This is a genomic window from Ottowia caeni, from assembly GCF_050821495.1.
In the GTDB taxonomy this organism is placed as follows: Bacteria; Pseudomonadota; Gammaproteobacteria; order Burkholderiales; family Burkholderiaceae_C; genus Ottowia; species Ottowia caeni.
Genome location: NZ_CP151080.1, coordinates 1,690,740 through 1,716,599 on the forward strand (window position 1 = coordinate 1,690,740; position 25,860 = coordinate 1,716,599).

At 56.1% G+C, this 25,860-nt stretch carries 26 protein-coding genes and 3 pseudogenes; 17 read left to right on the forward strand and 12 right to left on the reverse strand.

The window, feature by feature from the left end:
- Positions 1-93: 93 nt before the first annotated feature.
- Positions 94-399, reverse strand: a complete 306-nt coding sequence (locus AAAK34_RS08185; RefSeq protein ID WP_431777925.1) for a c-type cytochrome — start codon at positions 397-399, stop codon at positions 94-96.
- A gap of 114 nt (positions 400-513) precedes the next feature.
- On the opposite strand from AAAK34_RS08185, the gene AAAK34_RS08190 reads away from it, so the two are divergent.
- The 3 genes from AAAK34_RS08190 to AAAK34_RS08200 all read left to right on the forward strand — a co-directional run bounded on the left by AAAK34_RS08190 (position 514) and on the right by AAAK34_RS08200 (position 3,089).
- A complete protein-coding gene (locus tag AAAK34_RS08190; RefSeq protein ID WP_231697164.1) occupies positions 514-768 on the forward strand; it encodes a TIGR04438 family Trp-rich protein in 255 nt (84 codons plus the stop codon).
- An 88-nt stretch (positions 769-856) separates the two neighbouring features.
- Entirely contained in the window at positions 857-1,672 is an 816-nt protein-coding gene (lgt, locus tag AAAK34_RS08195; RefSeq protein WP_231697163.1) for a prolipoprotein diacylglyceryl transferase, read from the forward strand.
- A gap of 28 nt (positions 1,673-1,700) precedes the next feature.
- Positions 1,701-3,089 (forward strand): malonyl-CoA decarboxylase, encoded by a 1,389-nt coding sequence (locus AAAK34_RS08200; RefSeq protein ID WP_231697162.1) that lies wholly within the window; start codon positions 1,701-1,703, stop codon positions 3,087-3,089.
- On the opposite strand, the gene AAAK34_RS08205 is transcribed toward AAAK34_RS08200, so the two are convergent.
- The 4 genes from AAAK34_RS08205 to AAAK34_RS08220 form a co-directional block, all read right to left on the reverse strand.
- Positions 3,081-4,508 (reverse strand): MFS transporter, encoded by a 1,428-nt coding sequence (locus AAAK34_RS08205; protein ID WP_231697161.1) that lies wholly within the window; start codon positions 4,506-4,508, stop codon positions 3,081-3,083. The genes AAAK34_RS08200 and AAAK34_RS08205 overlap by 9 nt on opposite strands.
- The gene (locus tag AAAK34_RS08210) at positions 4,505-5,242 is read right to left on the reverse strand and encodes an HAD-IB family phosphatase (RefSeq protein ID WP_231697160.1); all 738 of its coding nucleotides are present in this window, start codon (positions 5,240-5,242) and stop codon (positions 4,505-4,507) included. Before AAAK34_RS08210 ends, AAAK34_RS08205 begins: the two co-directional genes overlap by 4 nt.
- Positions 5,242-6,057: a 1-acyl-sn-glycerol-3-phosphate acyltransferase gene (locus AAAK34_RS08215; protein WP_431777926.1), complete on the reverse strand. Its 816-nt coding sequence runs from the start codon at positions 6,055-6,057 to the stop codon at positions 5,242-5,244. Before AAAK34_RS08215 ends, AAAK34_RS08210 begins: the two co-directional genes overlap by 1 nt.
- A gap of 137 nt (positions 6,058-6,194) precedes the next feature.
- Positions 6,195-6,872, reverse strand: coding sequence for a GNAT family N-acetyltransferase (locus AAAK34_RS08220; protein ID WP_231697158.1), 678 nt, complete (start codon positions 6,870-6,872; stop codon positions 6,195-6,197).
- Positions 6,873-7,603: 731 nt separating this feature from the next.
- Between AAAK34_RS08220 and AAAK34_RS08225 the strand changes: the two are divergent.
- A pseudogene (locus AAAK34_RS08225) lies at positions 7,604-8,415 on the forward strand (enoyl-CoA hydratase/isomerase family protein).
- A gap of 70 nt (positions 8,416-8,485) precedes the next feature.
- Positions 8,486-10,039 carry a malonate--CoA ligase gene (locus AAAK34_RS08230; RefSeq protein ID WP_231697156.1) on the forward strand — a complete coding sequence of 518 codons (1,554 nt, stop codon included), beginning with the start codon at positions 8,486-8,488 and terminating at the stop codon, positions 10,037-10,039.
- Between the two features lie 243 nt (positions 10,040-10,282).
- On the opposite strand, the gene AAAK34_RS08235 is transcribed toward AAAK34_RS08230, so the two are convergent.
- Genes AAAK34_RS08235 through AAAK34_RS08245 form a run of 3 tightly spaced genes read right to left on the reverse strand, consistent with a single transcriptional unit; the run spans position 10,283 to position 12,016 of the window.
- Entirely contained in the window at positions 10,283-10,906 is a 624-nt protein-coding gene (locus AAAK34_RS08235; RefSeq protein WP_231697155.1) for a GNAT family N-acetyltransferase, read from the reverse strand.
- Positions 10,896-11,162 (reverse strand): hypothetical protein, encoded by a 267-nt coding sequence (locus AAAK34_RS08240; protein ID WP_231697154.1) that lies wholly within the window; start codon positions 11,160-11,162, stop codon positions 10,896-10,898. The genes AAAK34_RS08235 and AAAK34_RS08240 overlap by 11 nt, the downstream gene beginning before the upstream one ends.
- A gap of 11 nt (positions 11,163-11,173) precedes the next feature.
- Positions 11,174-12,016, reverse strand: a complete 843-nt coding sequence (locus tag AAAK34_RS08245) for an AAA family ATPase (RefSeq protein WP_231697153.1) — start codon at positions 12,014-12,016, stop codon at positions 11,174-11,176.
- Between the two features lie 109 nt (positions 12,017-12,125).
- On the opposite strand from AAAK34_RS08245, the gene AAAK34_RS08250 reads away from it, so the two are divergent.
- Positions 12,126-12,794: a c-type cytochrome gene (locus AAAK34_RS08250; RefSeq protein WP_231697152.1), complete on the forward strand. Its 669-nt coding sequence runs from the start codon at positions 12,126-12,128 to the stop codon at positions 12,792-12,794.
- A 119-nt stretch (positions 12,795-12,913) separates the two neighbouring features.
- Here the strand turns inward: AAAK34_RS08250 and AAAK34_RS08255 are convergent, their stop codons facing one another.
- Complete coding sequence (locus AAAK34_RS08255) at positions 12,914-13,348, reverse strand: DUF1841 family protein (RefSeq protein WP_231697151.1); 435 nt, start codon at positions 13,346-13,348, stop codon at positions 12,914-12,916.
- Positions 13,349-13,437: 89 nt separating this feature from the next.
- Between AAAK34_RS08255 and pcaF the strand changes: the two genes are divergently transcribed.
- The 4 genes from pcaF (at position 13,438) to AAAK34_RS08275 (ending at position 17,371) form a co-directional block, all read left to right on the forward strand.
- On the forward strand, positions 13,438-14,640 hold the full coding sequence (pcaF, locus tag AAAK34_RS08260) for a 3-oxoadipyl-CoA thiolase (protein WP_231697240.1): 1,203 nt from the start codon (positions 13,438-13,440) through the stop codon (positions 14,638-14,640).
- 240 nt (positions 14,641-14,880) lie between these two features.
- Positions 14,881-16,002, forward strand: a complete 1,122-nt coding sequence (locus tag AAAK34_RS08265; RefSeq protein ID WP_231697150.1) for a glycosyltransferase — start codon at positions 14,881-14,883, stop codon at positions 16,000-16,002.
- Between the two features lie 215 nt (positions 16,003-16,217).
- The gene (locus AAAK34_RS08270) at positions 16,218-16,850 is read left to right on the forward strand and encodes a ParA family protein (RefSeq protein ID WP_231697149.1); all 633 of its coding nucleotides are present in this window, start codon (positions 16,218-16,220) and stop codon (positions 16,848-16,850) included.
- Positions 16,851-16,918: 68 nt separating this feature from the next.
- Positions 16,919-17,371 carry a MaoC family dehydratase gene (locus AAAK34_RS08275; protein ID WP_231697148.1) on the forward strand — a complete coding sequence of 151 codons (453 nt, stop codon included), beginning with the start codon at positions 16,919-16,921 and terminating at the stop codon, positions 17,369-17,371.
- 92 nt (positions 17,372-17,463) lie between these two features.
- Here AAAK34_RS08275 and trmL read toward each other — a convergent pair whose 3' ends face one another.
- Together trmL and AAAK34_RS08285 are read right to left on the reverse strand one after the other, a co-directional pair.
- Positions 17,464-17,931, reverse strand: a complete 468-nt coding sequence (gene trmL / locus AAAK34_RS08280) for a tRNA (uridine(34)/cytosine(34)/5-carboxymethylaminomethyluridine(34)-2'-O)-methyltransferase TrmL (RefSeq protein ID WP_231697147.1) — start codon at positions 17,929-17,931, stop codon at positions 17,464-17,466.
- A 55-nt stretch (positions 17,932-17,986) separates the two neighbouring features.
- Complete coding sequence (locus AAAK34_RS08285) at positions 17,987-18,718, reverse strand: phosphoribosyltransferase family protein (protein WP_431777927.1); 732 nt, start codon at positions 18,716-18,718, stop codon at positions 17,987-17,989.
- A 54-nt stretch (positions 18,719-18,772) separates the two neighbouring features.
- Between AAAK34_RS08285 and AAAK34_RS08290 the strand changes: the two are divergent.
- The 7 genes and pseudogenes from AAAK34_RS08290 (at position 18,773) to AAAK34_RS08320 (ending at position 25,321) form a co-directional block, all read left to right on the forward strand.
- Positions 18,773-19,707: pseudogene (locus tag AAAK34_RS08290) on the forward strand (biotin synthase).
- A gap of 792 nt (positions 19,708-20,499) precedes the next feature.
- Positions 20,500-21,699 carry a cytochrome c oxidase subunit II gene (gene coxB, locus AAAK34_RS08295; protein ID WP_231695198.1) on the forward strand — a complete coding sequence of 400 codons (1,200 nt, stop codon included), beginning with the start codon at positions 20,500-20,502 and terminating at the stop codon, positions 21,697-21,699.
- Between the two features lie 58 nt (positions 21,700-21,757).
- Positions 21,758-23,392 (forward strand): cytochrome c oxidase subunit I, encoded by a 1,635-nt coding sequence (gene ctaD / locus AAAK34_RS08300; RefSeq protein ID WP_231695168.1) that lies wholly within the window; start codon positions 21,758-21,760, stop codon positions 23,390-23,392.
- Between the two features lie 48 nt (positions 23,393-23,440).
- Complete coding sequence (locus tag AAAK34_RS08305; protein WP_431778008.1) at positions 23,441-23,518, forward strand: cytochrome oxidase small assembly protein; 78 nt, start codon at positions 23,441-23,443, stop codon at positions 23,516-23,518.
- Between the two features lie 15 nt (positions 23,519-23,533).
- The gene (locus AAAK34_RS08310) at positions 23,534-24,148 is read left to right on the forward strand and encodes a cytochrome c oxidase assembly protein (protein WP_231695166.1); all 615 of its coding nucleotides are present in this window, start codon (positions 23,534-23,536) and stop codon (positions 24,146-24,148) included.
- A complete protein-coding gene (locus AAAK34_RS08315) occupies positions 24,145-24,372 on the forward strand; it encodes a DUF2970 domain-containing protein (RefSeq protein ID WP_231695165.1) in 228 nt (75 codons plus the stop codon). The genes AAAK34_RS08310 and AAAK34_RS08315 overlap by 4 nt, the downstream gene beginning before the upstream one ends.
- A gap of 67 nt (positions 24,373-24,439) precedes the next feature.
- The gene (locus AAAK34_RS08320) at positions 24,440-25,321 is read left to right on the forward strand and encodes a cytochrome c oxidase subunit 3 (RefSeq protein ID WP_231695164.1); all 882 of its coding nucleotides are present in this window, start codon (positions 24,440-24,442) and stop codon (positions 25,319-25,321) included.
- Between the two features lie 289 nt (positions 25,322-25,610).
- On the opposite strand, the pseudogene AAAK34_RS08325 reads toward AAAK34_RS08320, so the two are convergent.
- Positions 25,611-25,846 (reverse strand): annotated as a pseudogene (locus tag AAAK34_RS08325) (twin transmembrane helix small protein).
- Between the last annotated feature and the right edge of the window lie 14 nt (positions 25,847-25,860).

The following is a 25,860-nucleotide window of genomic DNA, read 5'->3' on the forward strand; positions in this document are numbered from 1 at the left end:
GATCAGCGCAACACCCTTCGCTTTGGGCACCTGAGAAATCTCAGTCAATCCCTGAGGGTGCCGCAGGCAGAAAGGCTTCGCGCTTATCAGGGCTTACTTGATTGAAAGTACCCAGGTTGCCAAGGTCTTGGCGTCAGCAGGGCTCAGGGTGGCGTTAGGTGGCATGGGGATGGCACCCCAGACGCCACTGCTTCCCTTGATGATTTTGGCAGCCAGTGCGTCCGCCGCGCCTGCATCCTTGGCATACTTGGCGGCCACGTCCTTGTAGGACGGGCCAACCAGTTTCTTGTCAACGGAGTGGCACGCCATGCAGTTCTTGGACTTGGCCAAGGCTTCGTTTGCCATAACAGGTGCAGACACGGCAGCCAAAGTGGCCAGGACGATCAACGCGCGTTTCATGTCGTTCCTTTCTCGCGGGTAATTAAGCTACATTCTTCTATCTGATAACGCCATTGTATCGGCGCGAGTTGACCCAGGCTTCTTGTGAAAACTAATCTCCTTTAAGGAAAATCCATGTATCTGCTGGGTTTGGGAATCATTCTGTTGCTTCTGAAGTACTTTGAGATAGATCCCGTGACCGGATGGAGTTGGTGGCTCGTTCTTGCACCGTTTGCAGGTGCGGTGCTTTGGTGGGCATGGGCAGATTGGTCGGGCTATACCAAGCGAAAGGCCATGGAAAAAATCCAGAAGCGGACTCAGGTGCGGTTAGATCGCCAACGAAAGGCCATCGGGCGACCCACCAGCGCGCAGCGGCGGCGCCGGAGTTGAGCCGGCTGTTTGCGTAAGAGGAGGAGGGCGTGCGAGCTCCTCATGGGGCTTCATCTCAGACCGAGTCTCATCTTCCTACAATGCCCCCATGCTGATTCATCCTGAAATTGATCCTGTTGCCCTGCGTCTCGGTCCGCTGGCCGTTCACTGGTACGGCATTAGCTATCTGGTGGCGTTCGCGCTGTTCTTCTGGCTCGCCACTCGGCGGCTCAGGCACGAACCCTATGCCAGCATCACAATGCCTGCCCCTTGGAACCGGCGTGACATCGAAGACATGCTGTTTTACGGAGTGCTCGGAGTCATAGTGGGCGGGCGGCTGGGGTATTGCCTGTTCTACAAGCCGGCGTATTACCTGTCTCACCCTATAGAAATTTTCGCTATCTGGCAGGGGGGCATGGCCTTCCATGGCGGCATGCTCGGGGTCATCGTCGCGATGATCTGGTGGGCTTACTCGCGCCAGCGTCCCTGGCTTCAGGTCACCGACCTGATCGCTCCATGCGTGCCTCTGGGCTTGGCATCGGGGCGCGTGGGCAACTTTATCAATGGCGAGTTGTGGGGTCGGATGGCCGATCCAGCTTTGCCATGGGCCATGATATTTCCGGCGGCAGGCCCGCAGCCGCGTCATCCCTCGCAGGTGTACCAGTTTCTCCTGGAAGGTGTGCTGCTGTTCGTTTTATTGTGGCTGTACGCTCGCAAGCCGCGCAAAATGGGGCAGGTAAGTGGAATGTTCCTGGTCGGATATGGGGTGTTTCGATTCATCGCCGAATACTTTCGTGAACCCGATGCATTCCTTGGCCTCCAGGCGCTTGGTTGGTCCCGCGGGCAATGGCTGTGTGTGCCGATGGTCGTAGCGGGTGTGCTGATGTGGTTGTGGGCTACCAAGCGACAGCAGATAAGCTCCTGAATTGTGGGTTAAAGCGAATGGGCTCGTCATGAACGATGAAGTTGATTCAATTTCTTCTGACAACTTACCGCGAGCGAGGCGCACAAGCCATGTGCGGCTGGATGCTGTCTTGGGACGCAATGGCGAGGCCCTGTCGCCGCGCGCTCTGCGCAAATTGCTGGAGCAGTTGCAGGCCGTCATTGACCCCCGCATTGGGGAGATCGAGGGTGGCCGTCGCGCACGCGCGCTGATTGACTGGTACGAGAGCGCCACGCTTGAGGAGCGGCTTGACCTCTGGCAGCTGATGAGTGAGCAATTCGTGGCTGATCAGAGCAAGGCCAAGGCTGCGCAGGCCGAATACGTTGCGGCGATCGGTACGCCCGATGAAGCTGCCGCCGAAGTGCGACTGCGCCGTGACACGGTGTCGCCTCGCCGACGCATTCTCCAGCGCATCTCGGTGCTTCCGGAAGGGGTCCGATTTCTGGTGGACATGCGCGAGCAGTTGCTACCCCATCTGCGTGCCCACCCAACGCTGGCTGCGCTTGATGTCGAGATGGAATACATGTTCTCGACGTGGTTTGACGTAGGCTTTCTGGAGTTGCGGCGCATGAGTTGGGACTCTCCAGCCTCCCTGCTGGAGAAGTTGATCAAGTACGAAGCAGTGCATGACATACGCAGTTGGGCAGATCTGAAGAATCGGCTGGACAGCGATCGCCGCTGTTACGGATTCTTCCATCCGAGACTGCCGCAGGAGCCCCTGATATTTGTGGAGGTGGCACTGCTTGGCAACCTGGCCGAGAGCATTACACCATTGCTGGATGAGTCCGCTGCCGCAGCCGATCTGACAAAAGCGACCACCGCTATTTTTTATTCGATCAGTAACACCCAGCCCGGATTGCGGGGCGTAAGTTTCGGAGATTCTCTGATCAAACGGGTCGTCGACGAACTCAAAGAGGAATTTCCTCGCCTCAAGGTATTTGCAACTCTTTCGCCTATTCCAGGTCTGCGCAACTGGCTGGGAAAAAATGCGTCGCGTCTGCTGAAGAGCGCACCCGCTCGAACTCAACAGGCTTTGGGGCGCGAAGTCGGGGAGCCAGTGACGTCCAAGGCCCTTTTAGCTGCGCTGGAGCGAGTGGCTGAGTTGAGCGAAACTTCCGCCCTCCGTCGCTGGCTCATGTCGTGCGGTTCCGAGTATCTGGCACGGGGCATTGATGGAATCAGGCCGATAGACCCAGTGGCACGCTTTCATTTGGGTAACGGGGCTCGAGTAGAGCGCCTGAACTGGCTTGCCGACCCATCGCCGAAGGGACTAAAGCAGTCTTATGGTTTGATGGTGAATTATTTATACGATCTGAATCGTCTGGACAAACACCGGGCTATGCTGGCGCAAGCGAAAATTCCCGTTTCAGGTCAGATCAAGGGACTCATTTCAACTTGAAGCCGTGCCTAGGTGTGACGTTGCTTTGGGAGTGAGAAATGAGAGAACTCCAGCTAATAGAGCGAAGCCGCAGGCTACAAGCATGCCGATCATTTCAGCGGCCCCCTTCTGATCAGCACACAAAGCATACGTTGTAGCCAACAAGGTGCCGCCAACCGCCTGCCCCATCAATCTGGCCACGCTGATCATGGCGCTTCCGGCGCCACTGCGCTCTGAGGGGGTGCAAGTAATGATGCTATGGTAGTTCGGAGGCTGAAAAAGAGCAAAGCCCGCACCGCACAGAATGATGCGCCAGAACGGATCGAAATTTGTAATTTCTGAGGGTGTCAAGGCCAGTGAGAAAAGGCCCATCGCAAGAAAAAGCATTCCTCCGGAGCTGAGGAGTCCGTTTGGATAGCGTCCGATAAGTCTTCCAGCGAAAGGTGCCACTAGCACGACGGCAATCGGCCAGCCAGTCAATAGAAAGCTGGTTTCAAAAGTCGAAATCTTGTAGGTCTCAAGCAGCAAAAATGGCAGCCCGAGATGTGCGATGGTTAAAGCGCAATAGGCGCACACGGATGCACCGAGTGTTCTTGACACCTGCGGAATCTTCAGGACGTCCAAGGGCAAGATCGGATGGCTCACCCTCGATTGATGCCAAATGTAAAGGCAAGCCACGACCCCGCCTACGCCAAGTGTGAGCCACCCAGCCGACGAAACGTTCACGACATTTTCACCGAGTGCCAGCGAGTTTGCGCCAACAAATATCAAGGTAAAAGTGACTGCGTTTAAGATGAATCCGATTCCAAAAGATGTCGCCGAACTGCGGCGCTCTTGCTGATGGGGATTACGGGGAAGAGAGACTAAGGCCATCGCTATAGCTGCGATACCTATTGCAGCATTCAATGCAAAAATCCATCTCCAGGATCCCATTGAAAGAACGGATGCTGTAAACAAAGGTCCTGCCACTGAAGCTACAGCGACCACCATGGAGTTGGTGGACAACCCCTTGCCTAGTTTGGCATCGGAAAAAATCAACCGCACTAATGCAGTGGTCACGCTCATCATTCCTGCCGCGCCAATGCCTTGAAACACTCTTGCGATGAGCAGGGTAATCAAGGAATCAGTAAAAAAGGCAAGCGTTGATGAGATGGAAAAGAGTGTTAACCCAAATAGATATATTTTCCTGTAGCCAACTCGTTCTCCAATGATTCCGAGCGGAAGGAGCATCGCTAGTACCGCGATCTGGAACGCGTTCATCATGAGAACAACGTTGGATGGAGGTACGTCAAACTCTTTTGCTATGGACGGGGACGCCAAGGCGATGGCAGTACTATCTAAAACAGAGAGCGCTGCACCTGTCAGAACGCAGATAAACGAAAGCCGCTGAGTCCTTGATAACGAATTTTCTCCTTCAGTCGGATTGTGTGCCTTGCTCATGCGGCTTTGACGCTCATCCGTGTATCAGGAAGGTAAGGGCTGAGCAATTCATGGATATGCTCGCTCAACGAGGCTGGAGTTTCTGCGATCGAAAAATTCCCTGACAAATTTGGGTTGACGGGGTTGATGTAGTAGTTTGCCTGAATGAATCCGTCAGCCATGCCGTTTGAGAAAACATTGCGGTCGGGTTGGCCATCACCGATCATGACAACTGGTCCAACAAGCTTGCCTGATGACTTCCAACCATTGATGAGTGCGACCTTGCCCTTACTCCCGTGTAAAGGTGAGGGTGCTATAAAAATTGCCTGGTTGCCAAGCCATAAAAATCTATTCGCCGCTATATCTTGATTGGGTATTCCAAGCTCATTCAAGAGCGGGGAAATGACTTCAAAATATCCACTGGATATGATGTGTGGTTTGATACCCGCGCTTTTGAGTTCGCTGAACAACGCACCGAAGACCGGGTCTATTTTCGGCCGCAGTTGATCTATGCACTCACGTATTGTGGCTTTATTAATCTTTGTAACGACACGAATAAAGTTGAATGCATCACTGAATTTCTCTCTGCTTGACTTATTTTTAAGCTGGAAATTCTCGAGGAATTCGTTCAGCTGTGAATGGCCGCGAATAGCTGTGTGTGCCAGTCGATGCGTACTTTCTTCCGGAAGTATCGTGAGATCGAAGTCAAATATGACATTGGCTCGAGGTGTAAACGCTGGGTGATCTGCGCTCATTATTTTCTTGCTTTGCCTCCGCCCTGGAGTTCTTTACGGTAGGCGTGCTTGTCGGCTGCTGTCCAAGTAGTGGCTGGAACCCTGAGCTGTCGTGCTACGGCCTGCTGCACCCTTTGGGCGAACTGATCTTTACTTTCGTCTGCGAGTTTGACTTCGCGGTCTAGGTAATGCAGTTTAAAGATTATTTTAGGAGCCATCAGGAGTCGAGCGATGATGGCCAGGTTTGACGAGTTAATGGGGTTAACGTTCAAGCCGATGTTGGTGTCTATGTGGGTTGCCAGCGGAACCACCGGAAGGTCAAAAGACAGGAAGGCGGAGTTAAATTTGAAGAGGCCACGCTGGTTGCTGATCGTCATCTCAGGCGTCGTGTACAACGTAGTTCCTGACTGGTTTTGGCGCCACTCTTGAATCCGCTTTACCAAATCTCTCCGCTCCAGCACATGCCATTGCTTGACCTGAGAAAGGTTCAGCGCGGCAGTGTACAGAATTCTGTTAAAGAAATTCAGTTGGCTGATCGGATTTCCGATCATGATGGTGGCATTGGGAAGCCCCAAGGAAATGAGGGTGTCCATGATGGACACGTGATTCGTGGCTACGACACAACCATCCGTGTGTTTTTTAATCTCTTCCGCCGGGGCATTCAGGTGAATTCTGATTCCCAGTGATCTGATCAAGAGCTGGTACAGCTTCTTCTTATGGCTCTCCGGGGCGACGAATGTTAGCCCGTAGAAAGCAAATATAGAGGCGACTCTGAAAAGAAGAAGCAGGATGCCAGCGAGCAAATAAGCATGCCTTAGCGCTGATTTTTTTTCCATGGGGTATGGTCGCACAAGCCAGCCACAGACTTTATGGGGTCGGCCTGTAGGTCGCCTAGCTGATTTTCCTGGGAAGCGATGAGATTTTGGGCGGTCATAGGCTGTTTTTCTCCATGCGGTACTCAGTGCACCCTCCCTCAGGCAAGGGATCTTCCATTCAGTTGCGGCACGAAACAGTTAGCAAGTACGCTTCTATGATCATTTTCTTGTGATTTTGTTTTTGTGGCGGTCCGTCTGTTCCAGGCGCTTTCGTGTTCACTCATTTTTATTCGATTCTTCGCGTATTCTTTTTCAATGTATTCATCTCGGCTAATGATGTACATCTTGAACTCGTCCGTTCCTAGCGTGGCTTCCGTGGGCGTTGAGCTGAATAATTTCTTCATGAAAGAAAGTCCGCGCTGATGATTTTTGTTGGTGATGGTGCGAATCTCCTGAAACCTGATTTCCTCGAATCCGTATTCCAGCGCCAGGCAGCAAGCTATGTAGGTGTGTGGATTTCCCCAGTACTGAGGCAAAAATCTCATCCCGAAGTCAGTCCCGTAAGGCTTTTTTGAGAAGCCCGCATATCCGATGAAGGGCCCGTCTTCCCCAACGCTGACCGCCCAGCGGGACCATCCTTGTTCCAGGATTTCTTTACTGAAGTTCTCGATTTCTCTGCGTGCTGTCTCTGTATCTCTTGGTATCCCGTTGCTGATGTACTTCATCACTTCCGGGTCGCCTACCAGTTCCGCGTATGGGTTCACATCCTCCTCTTTCCAGGCACGGAGACAGAGTCGGTTGTACTTTTTGAAGATGGTGACGCCTGAACTTTGCATTGTGTGGTCCGCGATTTATTCTCGAAACTACTAGGTAGTAAAAACGACTACATGCTTCTATTCGTCACGAAAGGTTCTTTCTTGGCTTTGCGCTCCGAAAGATTCTTCGAATTGCAGCTAGAAAGAACTATCTATCACTAATGAATGTCGCAAGAAGTAAACCATAGTATCTATGTATGGGGAAAGCACGTATTCGCAGTTGGAGATCACGGACATCGCAAATGGAGATGCCTGTCGCCATGAAAGTAGCTTGGATTGGGTAGTTTTTAACTCGTTGCGAAAGATTGATTGGAGTGAAGAAGAGTGCGAAAGTACTCTTTTATTGAATCGATTGGCACTACTTGTTGGAATATAAATAGTATTAAAGTACTCCATTAATAGAAGGGGCAGCGGAGGCCGAGATGCCGGATCATTTTTTTGTTGTGAGTCGCACCAGGCCTGATAGCCTTCAGCTCCCACGCATGGCCCGCGGCTACAGTTCACCAAAATGTGTTCTTTTTGCTACAAAAATCACTGTTGAGGTAATCAAAGTTGACAGGAGAGGGCGCTGTGATGGCGGTGCTTTGAAGTCGGGTGCGACCACCCGGTATCCTTGTGTTTCTCTTCGCGTTGGGCCGCTGCTTTTTGCTGAGGCCGACCTCGGCATGCTCGTTTCTCCGTTGAACCAGGGCGCGCCTATGCGGTGACGTGGTGTTGGGTGGATTGGAAAATTGAGCAGGAGTGTTTTGGTAATGTCCAATTTGAATAGCGGGAGCGCAGGCCAGGTTTCAATGGCGAGTGAGGAGGGCCTTGCCATCGTCACCTTGGATCACGTGGGTAAGTACAACGCCATGTCGCGCAGCATGTGGCGCGCTTTGCGCGAGGTATTCCTCTCCATTCAGGCCAGTAAGGAGTGGCGCTGTGTTTTGCTTCAAGGCCACGGCCGACAGTTCTGCGCGGGGGGGATATCGCTGAGTACCCAGGGTTTCGCTTCGATGAAGCGCAGTTGCGCGCCTTCCATGAGGAAGATGTTTGGGGTGGCTTGGAAGCCATGCTCTCCTGCGATGTCCCTATCGTCGCCGCCATTGACGGTCATTGCATGGGGGCCGGTGTCGAGATTGCCTGCTGCTGCGATATTCGTATCGCTAGCCGCTCAGCGCGTTTTGGTGCGCCAATCGCTCGATTAGGGTTCCCGATGGCGCCTCGTGAAGCCCAACTGGTCATGCAAGTCGCCGGGGAGACCTCCACTCGCGAAATGCTTCTGGAAGCCGCAGTTCTGGATGCACCGGAGATGAAGGCACGGGGGTTTTTGCATGCAATCGTGGATGAACACGAACTGATGTCGTACGCCGGTGAGCGAGCCCGTCGTATCGCCAGCCTGGCTCCTGAGGCCGCTCGCATGAACAAGCAGACTCTTCGCGCCCTCGGTGGCAGGTGTAGCGGATCGAATCCAGGTGAAGGTCTCGACGGCATACTTCCCTCTGCTTACAACTATGCAAGTAGCGCTGAACATCGCGAGGGCATCGCTGCGTTCTTGGGCAAACGAGCACCTAAGTTCTATTGAAATCAAAGCTTTGTGACCACTTGGCGACAGCCTGATCCGAGTCGGCCAACTCCAACCAGATCTACCCAAAATGAAGCACTACAACCTTTTCACGGCGCTGCGCGCCGCCTTCCCGGCTGACCTGAACTCCCCCGCCATCGAAACGGACGAGGGGCTCACCTACTCTTGGCGCGATCTTGATCGAGCTACGGCGATGATCGCCAACCTGCTTCAATCGCTGGACATTCCCCCTTCATCCGATGGTGTGCCACCCAGAGTGGCCGTGCAGGTCGAGAAGTCGGTCGAAGCGATGATCCTGTACCTTGCCACCCTGCGGGCTGGCTTTGTATTTCTTCCGCTGAACACCGCCTATCAAAGCGCAGAGATCGAGTATTTCGTAGGCAACGCTGAGCCGGCAGTGGTGGTCTGTTCCAGTAAGAGCTTCAACTGGGTCAGCAAGCTGGCCTTCAAGGCTGGTGCCCGCCACGTCTTCACGCTGAACGACGACCGCACCGGGAGTCTGCTTGAACGTGCATCACATTTCAGCGATCAGCAGGCACCCGCGGTCAAGCAACCGGGCGACCTGGCAGCCATTCTCTACACAAGCGGCACTACCGGGCGCAGCAAAGGTGCCATGCTTTCCCATGGCAACCTGCTCTCGAACGCACTCATGCTCAAGGAGTATTGGGGATGGCAACCGGGTGACGTGCTGATCCACGCATTGCCCATCTTCCATGTACACGGCCTCTTTGTCGCCATCCATGGCGCCTTGCTGAACGGAAGCAAGATGCTCTGGATGGGCAAGTTTGATCCTAAGCGAGTCATCGAAGAGATGCCACGTGCCACAGTGTTCATGGGTGTGCCGACCTTGTACGTTCGCATGCTCGCGGAAACTTCACTAACCCCTGCCCAGGCAGCGAATATGCGCTTGTTTATCAGCGGTTCGGCGCCCTTGCTCCTCGAAACCTTCAATGAGTGGCGTGAGCGCACCGGTCACACCATTCTCGAGCGCTACGGCATGAGTGAAACCATCATGCTCACCAGCAACCCGTACCTTCCTGATGCCCGCTTTGGCAATCAGGGTGAACGTCGGGGCGGAACAGTCGGTTTCCCGCTACCGGGCGTTCAACTGCGTGTGCAAGGCGAGAGCGGAGAACCCACGCCCAAAGGCGAAATAGGGGGCATCCAGGTCGCAGGCCCGGGAGTTTTTTCCGGCTACTGGCGCATGCCCGAGAAAACCGCCGAAGAATTCACCCCAGATGGCTTCTTCAAGACAGGGGATGTGGGCCTGCAGGATGAGCGAGGCTATGTCACGATCGTCGGACGGAGCAAGGATCTCATCATCAGTGGCGGCTACAACGTCTACCCTGCCGAGATCGAGGGCTACCTTAACGAACTGCCCGGAGTGGCAGAAAGCGCGGTGGTCGGCGTGCCCCACCCGGACTTTGGAGAAGTGGGTATAGCGGTCGTCATTCCCAAACCGGGGCAGCAACCTGACGGCGAAGCCTTGCTGACGCAGCTCAAGGCCGGCCTCGCCAACTTCAAGATACCCAAGCGGTGCTTTATTGAGGCGGAGCTGCCTCGCAATACCATGGGCAAGGTGCAGAAGAACCTGCTGCGTGAACGTTTTAAGGGTATGTTTTAGTCCACTGTTGCAAGTTATGCACAAATTTTGTGCTGCGGCGCACCAACGTCGGAAAGCTGGCCTGTCGTTCACCCTCTCAGGGCAGGCGTCGTAAGTATTTGATTTGTAACGAATTTGGAAATTGCCGCTTTTGTGGGCATTCTAAGCAAAGCCTTGATACACAAGGCTCCCAGGCAATTCTCCCGCCAGGTATCAACAGAGTTATCCACAGAAATTCTGGACCACTGTCAAATCGCTTTCAAATCAAGTAGTTGGGGGACTTTTTGTCTGTCCCCGAGCCAGCAGATACAACAATTGCGCCTTGGCTTCAGGCCACTCTGCAGCCGTCATGCTGTACATCACTGTGTCGCGCACTGTGCCGTCACGGCGAAGCGCGTGGTGACGCAAGACACCGTCCTTGCGAGCACCCAGGCGCTCAATGGCGCGTTGGCTCGCATAATTGAAGTTGTCGGTGCGCCAGCCGACGACCGCGCAGCCGATCGTTTCAAACGCATGAGTCATCAACAGGAGCTTGCAGGTTGTGTTGATATGGGTGCGCTGCACGCTTGCCCGGTACCAAGTCCAGCCAATCTCCACCCGCTGGAGGGTTGGAACGATGTCATGGTAGCTTGTGCATCCCAGCACCTTTCCGCTCGCTTCGTCCGTGACGGCGAAAGCAAGTCTGTTTCCGGCCTCACGCATGCTGAGAGCAGTTTCGATATAGCTGCGGGTGTCTTGAGGCTCGGGCACGGAGGTGACACGAATTTCCCATAGCCTGCCGTCCGCAGCGGCATCGCGCAATCCGCTTTCATGCTTGGCGGACAGGGGCTCCAGGAGTACACCGTCGCGTCGCAACGGTACCGGCCTTACAAAGGTGTCAGAAGTCATTTTTCGATTGTGTTCTTGGCGTGCCGTAGCGGCGCGCATACCAGCGTCGCGCCAACTGCAGGCCCACGCCACCGCCAATGCCGATCAGCGCGATGCCGAGCATGGCGGGTCCGGTGTAGCCGTCCGGGCTGAGCGCGTCCCAGCCGAACATTAGCCCGATCCAGCGCCCAAGTAGCGCGCCGGCCACGAATCCAACCGCCTGGCTGATGCCCTGCAGCAAGAGCAGACCAGCAGAGGTATTTTCATCTTGCTGCATGAATGTGCCTGCTAGCGATTGCGTTGGTTCATGAACACCAGTTTCTCGAACAAGGTCACGTCCTGCTCGTTCTTGAGCAGCGCTCCAACCATGGGAGGCACTGAAACCTTGCTGTCGGTGCTTTGCAGAGCGGCCAGTGGAATGTCCTCTGCAACCAAGATCTTGAGCCAGTCGAGTAATTCGCTGGTGGACGGTTTTTTCTTCAAGCCCGGTAAGCCGCGCACGTCGTAGAACACCTTCATCGCAGCGCTGAGCAGCTCCTGCTTGAGGTTGGGGAAGTGCACATCGACGATCTGGCGCATCGTCTCGGCATCAGGGAATTTGATGTAGTGGAAGAAGCAGCGGCGCAGGAAGGCGTCGGGCAGTTCCTTTTCGTTGTTGGATGTAATGAACACCAATGGCCGGTGCTTGGCCTTGATGAGCTGGCGCGTCTCATAGCAATGGAACTCCATGCGGTCGATCTCGCGCAGCAGGTCATTAGGGAACTCGATATCCGCCTTGTCGATTTCGTCGATAAGCAGGGCCACCGGCTCTTCTGCGGTGAATGCCTGCCACAGCACGCCTTTCACGATGTAGTTGTGAATGTCCTTGACGCGCTCGTCACCCAGTTGAGAGTCGCGTAGGCGACTCACTGCATCATATTCGTAGAGGCCCTGTTGTGCCTTCGTGGTGCTCTTGATGTGCCACTGCAGCAGCGGCAAGCCCAGAGCCTGCGCGACCTCTTCAGCCAGCATGGTCTTGCCCGTACCGGGCTCACCTTTGACCAGCAGCGGGCGTTTGAGCGTGATGGATGCATTAACCGCCAGCATCAGATCTTGCGTGGCGACGTAGTTCTCGGAGCCTTGAAATTTCATGTCGGGTAAAGGAGCAAAACGAAGGGGGTTTACGAATGAGGCGCTCCGGGGAGGCTCGATTACAATCAGCCGCTGATCCGGATCAAACCACTGTAATTGTGCGCGCAAAATGAAAAAGACCTTGTCCCCGATGTTCGCAGCACTGACTCTCGCAGCTGCGGGAGTCCTTCCAGCCCAAGCACAGGGCGTTACCGGCGACGCTAACGCCGGCGCCGGCAAAATTGCCATGTGTATTGGCTGCCACGGCATCCAGGGATACAAGTCAAGTTTCCCCGAGGTGTACCGGGTACCCAAGATTTCAGGGCAGAACGCCAAGTACATCACCCTCGTGCTTGAGGGCTACAAGAAGGGCGATCGCAAGCATCCCAGCATGCGAGGCATTGCCGCTACCTTGACCGAGCAGGACATCGCCGACGTGGCGGCCTATTACGAGCAAAACGGTCAAGGCCAGATGGCGGTAGCGTTGCCTGCGCCCGCAGCTGCCAATGCACAGGTGGCCCAACTGCTACAGAAGGGCGCTTGCGTATCGTGCCACGGAGACAACTTCTCCAAGCCGATTGACCCCGGTTACCCCAAGATTGCTGGTCAGTATCCCGACTACCTCTTTGCATCCCTCAAGGCCTACAAAGACAACGCCAACCACACCTGGGGGCGTTCGAACCCAGTCATGGCTGGCATGGCAAAGCAGTTTTCAAATGCCGAGCTCAAGGCCATGTCAGACTACATCGGCTCACTTGACGGCGAGCTGAAGACGGTGCCTCAGTCGCGCTTCAGGTAATTCCGACTCTGGGTTGAGGTCGAATTATTTTGACTCATGACCCTGGCCATCAGGGTCAACGGTTGAACTTGGAACCCGTTCCCTGTTCAACCTAAAGACAGTTCCAGGTCCACTAGTCCTCAAGATCGCGTGGCGCGCCTCTGCACGCTAGCGACATAGACGTCGCCATCCGGCGCTTGTCTGCGTGATTGAGCGTCTGCCAGCATCTGGCCTAGGCACTCCATGGTCTCGTGATGGGCCTCGTGCAGGCTGCCTCGTTTGGCGGCCAGCAATTCCACCGCCTGCCGAATGCCGCGCGGCTGATCGATGCTGCATTGCTCGCTGATGGCTAGGTGCATGGAAAGGTGCAAGAATGGGTTGCCACCCACTGCCCCGTCTCCGTAATTGCGCTTGACCGCTGCATCAGCGTCGGCCAGTTCGGCGTGCCATTCCGGGTGTTCTTCAATCCAGCCGGCTGCCAGTGTTTCAATGGCTTCCATGGGTTGGCTGGTGCTTGATTTTGCCCACACGCCGCAAAAAAAACGGCGGACATCGGCTTGACTTGGACTGAACATAGGGCGGCAAGCGTAGCACGCGCAGTGAGGCAGTGCGCGATCGCGATAACATCGCCCTATCCAATCAAACCAAGTCAGGAGAGTTAACCGTGAATCAAGCATTCATTTGCGACGCCATTCGTACGCCTTTTGGTCGATACGGGGGTGCCTTAAGCAGTGTGCGCACAGACGATCTGGGCGCCATCCCTCTCAGGGCACTCATGGCGCGCAACCCCAATGTCGACTGGCAGGCTGTCCACGATGTGATCTTTGGTTGTGCCAACCAGGCTGGCGAAGACAACCGCAACGTCGCGCACATGAGCAGTCTGTTGGCCGGCTTGCCACTCGAAGTTCCGGGCGCCACCATCAACCGCCTCTGTGGCTCCGGGCTGGATGCAGTGGGAACTGCCGCGCGTGCGATCAAGGCAGGTGAGGCTACGCTGATGATCGCTGGCGGGGTGGAGAGCATGAGCCGCGCGCCTTTCGTCATGCCCAAGGCGGAAAGCGCCTTCAGCCGTGCCAACGCGGTCTATGACACCACCATTGGCTGGCGGTTCGTCAACAAGCTGATGAAAGCGCAGTACGGCGTTGATGCAATGCCCGAGACGGCTGAAAATGTGGCGACCGATTACAAGATCGAGCGCGAGGCACAAGACAAAATGGCATTGGCTAGCCAGATGCGTGCCGTGGCAGCTCAGCAAGCCGGTCATCTGGCTCGCGAAATCACGCCCGTCACCATCGCGCAGAAGAAGGGCGATCCGCTGGTGGTCGACACGGACGAGCATCCGCGCGCGACGAGTCTTGAAAAATTGGCAGCGCTCAAGGGCGTGGTGAGGCCTGACGGCACCGTGACCGCTGGCAATGCCAGCGGCGTGAACGACGGCGCCTGCGCGCTTCTGCTGGCTGACGAGGCGAGTGCTGCCAAACACGGTCTGACACCCAAGGCGCGAGTGGTCGGCATGGCAACTGCTGGCGTCGCTCCGCGCGTGATGGGCATCGGGCCTGCTCCTGCGACCGAGAAAGTGTTGGCTCTCACGGGTCTGACCCTCGGCCAGATCGACGTCATTGAGCTGAATGAGGCCTTTGCCGCGCAAGGCCTGGCGGTCATGCGTATGCTGGGCATGAAAGACGACGACGAGCGCGTTAACGCATGGGGTGGTGCCATTGCTCTCGGCCACCCACTCGGTGCGTCGGGCGCCCGTCTTGCAACAACGGCTGTCAATCGTCTGCATACACAAGGCGGACGCTATGCACTGTGCACGATGTGTATTGGTGTGGGTCAAGGGATCGCGCTGATCCTGGAAAAAGTCTAGCTCCAGTTATCGCGTCAGGAGGCTGTCCGAGGGCCCAGTTCGGCAGTTCTCTTGGCGCTAAAGAACAGGTTTAGACTCCTTGCATGCGGCTTGTTTGGGCAGGTTGAGGGCAAAAATTCATTGGCGTGGAGATCTTCGAGCCCTCGGGGGGCTGTTCTTTCAGGCCACTCTTGGTGAGCGTACGGGTGCCTGTTTTGCCGCTGGTCCGGTCGGTAGTATTTTCCTGCGGAAGGGGAGTCAATGACTGCTGATAAGCGCCTGAATATTCTGTTCACCAATAATACGTTGGATATTAGGGGTGGGTCGGAAATGGTTATTCTCGATCTGGCCAAAGAATTCCGCCGCAGGGGGCATTTTCCGGTTGCTTTCAGCATGAAGCTCGGGATGATCGAGAAAGAGCTCAAGGAGGCGTGTATTCCTGTGGTGTCGAATCTCGATGCGCTGGGGAATGTCCCCGACATCATTCACGGGCAGCACCATCTGGAAGCAATGGCGGCAATGGTGTATTTCTACAATACGCCGGCTATATATGTGTGTCATGGCTGGTTTCCATGGCCCGAGGTGCCTCCAGTGTTTTGTAATATAAAGAAGTATGTCGCAGTGGGGGAGCTCACCAGAGAGTATATATCCACCACCTGTGCGGTAAAGCGAGACGATATTGAGATTATTCCAAACTTCGTGGATCTCGGAAAATTTGTAGTCAAAGAGAAAATTAACGTTGCGCCGCTGAGTGCGGCCATATTTGGCAACGGGGTTGGTAGAAACAGCAGATTGGTCGAGGTGGTAGCAGCGGCATGCATGAAGGCTGGGTTGAAGAGGCTGGATGTATTCGGTCATAAATCTGGAAACCCGATTTCCAATCCAGAAGAGGAGCTGAAAAACTATGACATTGTTTTCTCTGTTGGCCGTTGTGCAATTGAGGCGATGTCGATGGGGTGTGCAGTAATTATCAGCGACGAGTCTGGAGTTGCGGAGATGATCCAGCCAGACAACATGGAGAGAATGTTTGGAAAATTCGGCGCCAGTTCTCTTTCAAAAGCCAATTTGAATGCCGATTATATTTACGGCGAGATATTGAAATTCAATGCCCAGGGGGTTCGCCAGGTAATGGAATGGATACGCCCAAAGGTTGATCTTTGCAACGCTGCGGACCGCTATGAAAGTGTTTACCGTGAAGCCATGAATAGTCAACGCGCCGATTTTTTGCCGGTCGACGGTGATGGGAGTCCTTGCCGGGAGGATCAGCGGTTCAAGGACGTGGCGAAGTATCTGACCTCCATTTCGGCCACCATAAAGGGTTTCGAGGCGGAGCGACACAGGATGAGCAAGTTGGTTGCAGAATTGCAGGCGAGGCAGCATTAAGGATGCCCTGCATAACCCTCGCGAGTCGGTGGTAGTGCGGATCGGGATGAGGCGCAAGGCGTCTTTTTGCAGCCAATAGCCCAGCTATTGGCAAGAAAAACAACGCAGCGGATCGCCCGAGGCCGTGCTGCCACAGACCGCAGGGAGTTATGCAGGGCATCCTAAAGTATGACTTGCAGAAGTGAGTCCCTATATTTCATCTGGAGGAGGTTTTCATGACGATAGTCGTCATTGCCAATCCGAAAGGCGGTGTGGGTAAGTCGACGTTGGCCACCAACGTGGCAGGCTACTTAGCCTCCCGGGGCCATGCAGTGATGCTGGGCGACGTAGACCGCCAGCAGTCTTCCCGCCTGTGGCTTGGCTTGCGCCCCGCGGAGGTGCGTCCTATCAGGGCGTGGGAGGTGGCGCGTGACGATGTGGTGCGCCCGCCCAAGGGTACGACCCACGTTGTACTGGACACGCCCGCCGGCTTGCACGGCAAGCGCTTGAAAGACGTGCTGCGCTTGGCAGACAGGATTTTGGTGCCGCTGCAGGCGAGCATTTTTGATATTTATGCAACGCGAGAGTTTCTTGACCAGGTGTCCGAGCAGCGCCGGGGCAGCAAACCGGTTGTCGGAATGGTCGGCATGCGGGTGGACGAGCGAACCATTGCTGCAGAGCAGCTGCAGCAATTCGTTGGCGGTCTGGGTGTGCCTATGATCGCAACGTTGCGCCCGACACAGAATTACGTTCATTTGACCGCGCGAGGCTTGACCTTGTTCGACGTTTCCCCCGCCCGGGTTGCACGCGATCTTGAGCAATGGCGCAGCATTTGCGAATGGCTGGACGGCGGAGGTTCGCTAACTTAAGTTCAGCATTCAACGTGAAATTTCCGGGTGCCACCCGGTCGTCGCCGAAATTCGTTCCCTTCGTTTACATGAAAATTTTCGAAACTCTCGCAGAACTCACGTCGCGTACAGGTCAAGCCATTGCCGTGACTGATTGGTTCACTATCACGCAACAGCACATCGATCAGTTCGCTGAAGCGACAGGTGATCATCAATGGATCCACGTCGATCCTGAGCGCGCTAAATCAGGACCCTTCGGCACGACCATAGCCCACGGCTATTTGACGCTGTCGTTGCTGTCGGGTTTCTTTGATCGCTCCATTCGCATCAAGGATGTGCGCATGGCGATCAACTATGGCCTCAACAAGGTGCGCTTCATGGCACCCGTGCCTGTGGGCAGCAAGGTACGAGCCCAGGTCAAGCTTCTTAGCGCCACGCCGATCGAAGGCGGTATGCAGGTCGCTTGGGAAAGCACCATCGAGCGAGAAGGCTCGGAAAAGCCGGTGTGTGTGGCAGAGCAGTTGGCGCGCTATTATTTGTAGAGCATGCAAAAGACCATAAGAGCCTGCATCACTCCCCGCGGTCTGCGACAGCACACCCTCGGGCACAGGCGACCATGATGTCTAGGGCATCCCTAGGCAGATCTGAATCCGATCTGCCTCCAGGCTTCAAATACGGTCACCGCTACTGCGTTTGAAAGGTTCAGGCTGCGCTGACCGGTACGCATAGGCAGGCGCAGTTGCTGTTCAGGCGCAAAAGATTCACGCATGGCAGGACTGAGGCCCCGCGTTTCAGACCCAAAGACAAACACGTCGCCCTCCTGAAAGCGGGTGTCATGCACTGTGTGCTCTCCCCGGGTGGTCAACGCAAAAAGACGCAGTGGATCGGGGCGAATCGCGTTCAGGAACGCTGACCAGTCTGCATGGCGGCGTACTTCCGCGTACTCGTGGTAGTCCAGACCGGCTCGGCGCATATGCTTGTCGTCCATGGAAAACCCCAAAGGTTCGACCAGATGGAGCGTACACCCGGTGTTGGCGGCCAGACGGATCACGTTGCCCGTGTTGGGCGGGATTTCGGGTTCTACGAGGACAATATGAAACATGAGCCGAGAATAAGAGAGAGATGTGGGGAAGCGCGCCGAGGTGTGGCAACACGCCCTAATTGAGAGTGCGCGCCACTACGAGCGCCGCAATATGCACTACACCGGCCTTACGCAATTCATTCGCCGCGGCACGCAAGGTGGCGCCTGTAGTCATGACATCGTCCACCAGGATCACGCGGCGGCCACGCAAGTCTGCCGCCCGCGATGGGTCTACAGCGAAAGCGCCGCGCAAGCTCTTCAGGCGTTGCTCTCGTGTCATGGCCCGCTGCGGCGGAGTGTGGCGCACTCGTTGCAGGAGATCGGCGCGTACACCCCGCGAGGCAAGGCTTTTGGCAAGAAGCAATGACTGGTTGTAGCCGCGCTCAGATAAACGCTGGACGGAAAGCGGCAAAGGCACCACCACATGGGCCCTTGCAATTGCTGAACGTACGCCGGGGGCGCGCATCATCAAGGTTGCCAGGGCGTTGGCCAAGCCGGTATCTTGCCGGAACTTGAAGCGCGCCAGGCATTCCGTCCAAGGCCACTGGTAGCCGACTGCACTGAAGCAGGCGTCCAGAGGTGAAGGCTCCAGGAGGCAAGCGCCGCATACTCGAGTGCTGCCGTGCAGGGGCAGTGCGCAACGCTCGCAGCGCGTCTGCACGCGGGCGAACTGCGTGACGCAATCACCGCATAGAGGAGCAGCCGGCCATGAGTGGCAAACTTGGCACCGGCTAGGTAGCCAACTCTCCAGGCGGAGCCTTCGAGGTGCGGCGGCAGGCGCCATGCTTGGGTTGGGCTGCAAATTCATGGGTCAATCAATATACTGCGGCAACTCATCGCGCGAACTCATAGCGCCAAATTCATGTCTGATCTTCTTCCTCCCAGCATCGATCCTATTGCCGCAGCGCGTTGGGCCAGCAAAGCCGCTGAAGCCGAAAATGCCCCCTGGTTGCACGAAGAGGTGGCGCGCCGGATGGCTGAGCGTCTTCAATACATACGCTTGCCTGTGACCGCATGGGCGGATTGGGAGCCCGACCGTGGAGGAAAGCAGGGGCATGCTCTCGTGGCGGCGCATTATCCTGCTGCGGAGAGCTTCCTGGTGGAAGCGCGCGCTCGTCAGCCCACTCATCCAAGCCAATCGGCTGATAAGCCGGCTGCACTTCGTTGGCTGGCTCGGCTCAGCCTGGGCCGTAGCGCGCAGAAGTCTGGCACGACACCGCCGGAGGGTGCAATGCAGATGGTGTGGGCCAACATGCTGGCTCACCAGGCGGCGGACCCCGCGAACTTGTTTGCCCAATGGCACCGGGCTCTGGCGACCGACGGTTTTGTCATGTTCTCCTGCCTGGGGCCAGACACTCTGCGCGAACTGCGCGCTTTGTACGCCAGGCTGGGCTGGCCAGCCCCTACGCATGAATTCACCGATATGCATGATTTGGGGGATTTGCTGGTCACGGCTGGCTTCGCGGAACCAGTCATGGACATGGAGCGCATCACCTTGACGTTCGGATCTCCTGCGCGCTTGTTGGTTGAGCTGAGGGGCCTAGGGCGGAACCTGCATGTAAAACGCTTTGCGGCGCTACGCGGACGTGCATGGCGGACACGGCTTGAAGCTGCCCTCGACGAGCATCTCCGCCTTCCCCCGGAAATGCCCGGCGGGTCACCAGGGCCCTTGGCACTCAGTTTCGAAGTGATCTACGGGCACGCCCTCAAGCCGGCTCCGCGCCTGCAAGTGGCCCCCGCACAGAAATCGCCTTGGACGACATGAAAACCGCCCTGCGCCAGCGCAGAAAATCATGAGCCGGAGTGCTTTAAGGATGCCCTGCATAACTCCCTGCGGTCTGTGGCAGCACGGCCTCGGGCGATCCGCTGCGTTGCTTTTCTTGCCAATAGCTGGGCTATTGGCTGCAAAAAGACGCCTTGCGCCTCATCCCGATCCGCACTGCCACCGACTCGCGAGGGTTATACAGGACATCCTTAAGGATGCCCTGCGTAATTCCCTGCGGTCTGTGGCAGCACGGCCTCGGGCGATCCGCTGCGTTGCTTTTCTTGCCAATAGCTGGGCTATTGGCTGCAAAAAGACGCCTTGCGCCTCATCCCGATCCGCACTGCCACCGACTCGCGAGGGTTATACAGGACATCCTTAAGGATGCCCTGCGTAATTCCCTGCGGTCTGTGGCAGCACGGCCTCGGGCGATCCGCAGCGTTGCTTTTCTTGCCAATAGCTGGGCTATTGGCTGCAAAAAGACGCCTTGCGCCTCATCCCGATCCGCACTACCACCGACTCGCGAGGGTCACGCAGGGCATCCTTGATTGGGGTCGCAGGACCCTCGAAGGCGAAAAAAGTTCTTCTACTGTGAGAGAGGCTTTACGAGTCGGTTAAACTCGCCGGCAAAATGCGTGGAGGGATCTTCATGCAGCGGTCGCTTAGAAGGGCCTTTGCAAAGGCTGGACATCCGGCGTAGGTTTTGCGATGCAGGGCTATCTGCGGCATGCTGCGGGGATGCGCAAGACCTTGCGGGAAAGCTATCAGGCTGGCCTGGCTTGATCGGCAAAAGTTGTGTGGTTGGGACTCAAGAAAACGTGAACACGATGAAGAGTATTACAAAGAGGCTGGCCGGTGTTCCGCGCCAAGCGGCCGTATGGACAGCGGCCTGGGCTACGATGGCTGCACAAGCGGCGCAAGTCAATGACCTGCCAGGCGGACCGGGGGTCAATCAGCTCAACCTGACTCCGGGCGTCACGCGTATTGCCGCGGAACAGTACAGCCTCCACTGGATGATGCTGATTCTGTGCGCCGTCATCTTTGTTGCCGTGTTCTCCGTGATGTTCTATTCCATCTGGAAACACAGAAAATCACAAGGCGCAAAATCCGCGACATTCCATGAATCGGTCACGGTGGAAGTAGTCTGGACCATCGTTCCATTCATCATCATCATCCTGATGGCCCTACCTGCCACCAAGCTGGTGGTGGCCATGAAAGACACCTCCAACGCCGACCTCACCATCAAGGCCACCGGTTACCAGTGGAAGTGGGGCTACGACTACCTCAACGGCGAGGGTGAAGGCATTTCTTTCCTTTCCACGCTCGACTCTTCTCACCGCGCCATGTCCGATGCCGGCAAGCCCGCGGGAGACGACTATCTCCTCAAGGTCGACAACCCGCTGGTGGTCCCGGTCGGCAAGAAGGTGCGCATTATCACCACGGCCAACGACGTTATTCACGCCTGGATGGTGCCGGCCTTTGGCGTCAAGCAAGATGCCATTCCCGGTTTCGTGCGCGACACCTGGTTCAGGGCTGAGCAAGTTGGCGACTTCTACGGTCAATGTGCCGAGTTGTGCGGCAAGGAGCATGCCTACATGCCGATTCACGTGAAGGTCCTTTCCGCGAAGGACTACTCGGCTTGGGTGATGGAAGAGCAAAAGCGTCTGCAGGCGCTTGCCGACGATCCAAACAAAGTCTGGACCCTGCCGGAACTCGTGGCCCGTGGCGAGAAAGTCTATGCCGCCAACTGCGCCGCCTGCCACCTCGAGAACGGTAAGGGCGGTGGTGCCATCAAGCCACTTGATGGCAGCCAGATTGTCCTGGGCGATGTCCCCCAGCAAATGCACATCCTGCTTGAAGGCCGTCTCAATGGTGCCATGCCCGCGTGGAAGCAACTCTCTGATACCGAGCTGGCGGCGGTGGCTACCTTCACCAAGAACCACTGGTCCAACAAGACTGGAAAGCTGATTCAGCCGTCTGAGTTCAAGGCTGCGCGCGAGGGAAAATTCCCCGGCTCGTCGAGCTGATCCCAGCCTCTTGATACTCAGTACGATTTAATAAAAGCAGACACCCCGGAGCAGTTACATGAGCGCCGTACTTCCCACATCACATGCCGGTCACGATGACCATGGGCACGACGACCATGCCCACGACGCGCCTACCGGTTGGCGCCGCTGGGTATTCGCAACCAACCACAAAGACATCGGCACGCTCTACTTGCTGTTTTCGTTCACCATGCTCATGGTGGGCGGAGTTCTGGCGCTGTTGATTCGCGCAGAACTGTTTCAGCCCGGCCTGCAACTGGTGAACCCCGAGTTGTTCAACCAACTCACCACCATGCACGGGCTGATCATGGTTTTCGGGGCCATCATGCCGGCATTCGTGGGCTTCGCCAACTGGATGCTGCCGCTGCAGATCGGCGCCAGCGACATGGCGTTCGCACGCATGAATAATTTCAGCTTCTGGCTGCTGATCCCCGCGGCCATCATGCTCGTCGGCTCGTTCTTCATGCCTGGTGGAGCGCCCGCGGCGGGCTGGACGCTTTATGCGCCGCTCACCCTGCAAATGGGTCCCTCGATGGATTCGAGCATTTTCGCCATGCACATCATGGGCGCGAGCTCGATCATGGGCGCGATCAACATCATCGTGACCATCCTCAACATGCGCGCTCCCGGCATGACGCTGATGAAGATGCCCATGTTCTGCTGGACCTGGCTGATCACCGCTTACCTGCTGATCGCCGTCATGCCCGTGCTGGCCGGCGCCATCACCATGACGCTGACTGATCGTCACTTCGGCACCAGCTTCTTCAACCCCGCCGGCGGCGGAGACCCCGTGATGTACCAGCACATCTTCTGGTTCTTCGGCCATCCTGAGGTCTACATCATGATTTTGCCGGCGTTCGGCATTGTCAGCCAGGTGGTGCCCGCATTCGCTCGCAAGAGGCTGTTCGGCTATGCATCCATGGTGTACGCCACTTCTGCCATCGCTATCTTGTCGTTCATCGTCTGGGCGCACCACATGTTTACCACCGGCATGCCGGTGACCGGGCAATTGTTCTTCATGTATGCCACCATGCTGATTGCGGTGCCCACTGCGGTGAAGATTTTCAACTGGATCGCCACCATGTGGCGCGGCTCCATGACCTTCGAGACACCCATGCTGTTCTCGGTTGGTTTCATCTTCGTGTTCACCATTGGTGGCTTCACAGGCTTGATCCCTGCTGTGGCGCCAATCGACATCCAGATTCAAGACACGTATTACATCGTGGCTCACTTCCACTATGTGCTTGTGGCAGGCTCTCTGTTCGCCATGTTCGCGGGTTTTTACTACTGGGCGCCCAAGTGGACCGGTGTGATGTACAGCGAATCACGCGGCAAGATCCATTTCTGGTGGTCCCTGATCTCGTTCAACATCACGTTCTTCCCAATGCACTTCCTGGGTCTGGCTGGTATGCCCCGTCGTTATGCCGACTACCCCATGCAGTTCGCTGATTTCAACATGATCGCTTCTGTGGGCGCCTTGTTCTTCGGCTTGGCACAGGTGTACTTCTTCTTCTTCATCGTGCTGCCCGGCATGCGTGGCGTTGGTGAGAAGGCTCCTCAAAAGCCTTGGGAAGGTGCCGAGGGTCTGGAATGGGAGGTTCCTTCGCCTGCTCCGTTCCACACTTTCGAAAATCCGCCCAAGCTGGACGCCACTGCTACGCGCATTGTGGCTTGATCGAAAGAGGTATGGCATGACACCGGGTCAGAAAAAAGCAACCGTCGTCTGGGGTTGATCCTCGCGTCAGTCGCGCTGGTGTTCTTTGCCGGCTTTATCGTTCGGATGATCGTGGTCGGGCACTGAGCAAGTTTGTCAACCATGGGTATTAAGAACGAAAACCTCAAGATGGTCGGTAAGCTGGCCATTGTGGCGGCCGGCATGTTTAGCTTCGGCTACGCCATGATCCCGCTCTACCGGGCGATCTGCGAGGCAACGGGCCTCAATATCCTGACGCTTGTCGAGCGTCAGGTGCCGGGCAATGGCGGCGTCGGGGGAGCTGTTAATACACAGGTCGACAAGAGCCGGACCATTACTGTCGAGTTTGATGCCAACGTTCGCGGACCGTGGCACTTTAAACCCGAGAAGCGAACCATGACCGTGCACCCGGGCGAGTTGAACACCGTCATGTACGAGTTTCAAAATGTGCAGGATCGCCGCATGGCGGCGCAAGCCATTCCGAGCTATGCGCCGCGTCAGGCCTCAGCGCACTTCCAGAAGCTGGAGTGTTTCTGCTTCAACCAGTACACGCTGGATCCGGGTGAGCGGAAAGAGTGGCCGGTCGCGTTCATCATTGACCCCCGGCTGTCGAAGGATGTGACCACCATCACGTTGTCCTACACTTTTTTTGAAGTAGGCACCAAGGACATGCCTGCACCTGAGTCTGCGTCGGCGAATGCCGCGGTCACTCAAGCGGTGGGCGGAGTGGGCACATGAGCGCCTCTCCGTCTCCGGCTGGAGATGCGCCAAAGAAACCCTCTTTCCTGCGCTCTCTGCGCATTGTGGCTTGGGGTTTTCTGGGTGTTCGCAAGAATAGCGGCTACCAAGATGACCTCGGACAAGCCAACCCCTTCCATGTGATCCTTGCGGGTTTGCTGGGAGTTTTGCTTTTTATCGTTGTGCTGCTGCTCATCGTAAGATGGGTCGTCAGTGGCGCCTGAATATTTTTTCAAAAAAGACATCGCTCACGCAGTCATTGAATTCGAGAGTACAGGAGCAAAGAGAACAATGAGTACCACCGCCCCCGGCAAGACGCCTTACTACTTCGTTCCGCAGCCCTCGCGTCACCCCGTGATGTCGGCTGTCGGATTGTTTTTCCTCATCTTGGGCGCCTCTGAATGGATCAACGGAGTTACCTGGGGAAAGTACGTTTTCTTTCTAGGTCTCGCGTGGTGGCTCTTCGTGCTTTATCAATGGTTCAGCGAAGCCGTTGGCGAGAGTGAGGGTGGGCTATATGGCCGCAAGATCGACCTCTCCTACCGCTGGAGCATGAGCTGGTTCATCTTCTCTGAGGTGATGTTCTTTGGCGCGTTCTTCACGGCGTTGTGGTGGGCACGTTCTCATTCGGTTCCGGCCCTCGGTAGCTTGGATAACGCGTTACTCTGGCCGGATTTCAAGGCCGTGTGGCCCAGCGTAGCGGCAGGGGCCACAGGCTCCCCGGCGGGTATCGTGGAGCCGTTTCAGACCATGGGTCCGTTCTGGTTGCCGACTATCAACACGGCACTTCTGCTGACCTCAGGCGTGACGCTCACCATTGCCCACCATGCACTGCAAGTTGGCAATCGTGCGCGCACCATCGGATTCATGTGGCTCACCGTGCTGCTGGGCATTGTCTTCCTGTGCGTCCAGGGCTACGAATACTTTCACGCCTATTCCGATCTGAACCTCAAGCTCAGCTCCGGCGTTTATGGTTCTACGTTCTTCATGCTGACTGGCTTTCACGGCTTCCACGTGCTGGTCGGTATGCTGATGCTGCTTTTCATTACCTTGCGTCTCATGAAAGGGCACTTCACCTCAGAGCGCCACTTTGGTTTTGAAGGTGCGGCCTGGTATTGGCACTTTGTCGACGTGGTCTGGCTTGGCCTGTACATTGTGGTCTACTGGATGTGAGGCATACTCCCAGTTAACAAAAAAGCGCCATGTGGCGCTTTTTTGTTGTGATGGGGAAGCGAAAAGCAAGGAAAGCTGCCGAACTACGCCATCAAGTACTAGTGTCCTGAGTTGTAAGTTCGTTGAAGAAACAAATCTGCCGAAATCGGTGTCAGGCAAGGAGCAAAACGCAGTGATACCGAGTGGTATCGCGAGGCTTTGTGACGCAGCATGGCGGCGATTGTCGGTGGATTTGTTCAACGAATTTGCAATTCAGGACACTAGAGTTTTATCTGATTCAGTGACCGTTTTATTTGCCTTGCGGAATGCCAGTAGGCTGAATGTAGCCAAGTTTCCAGGCGATCAGGACGCAGAGAAAAGCACCACGGACAATGCAACACGCATTGCCAAAGCGAAAACCATGCGCCGGGCGCGCTTGGGATCGTTCTGTTCCCCGGGCTTGTCACTGCGCATCATGTATACCAGGGCTGAAACCAGGCTGCCAAGAATGCCCAGAAACGCTAGACCTACCAATATTTGCTTCATGGGGGCCATTATCC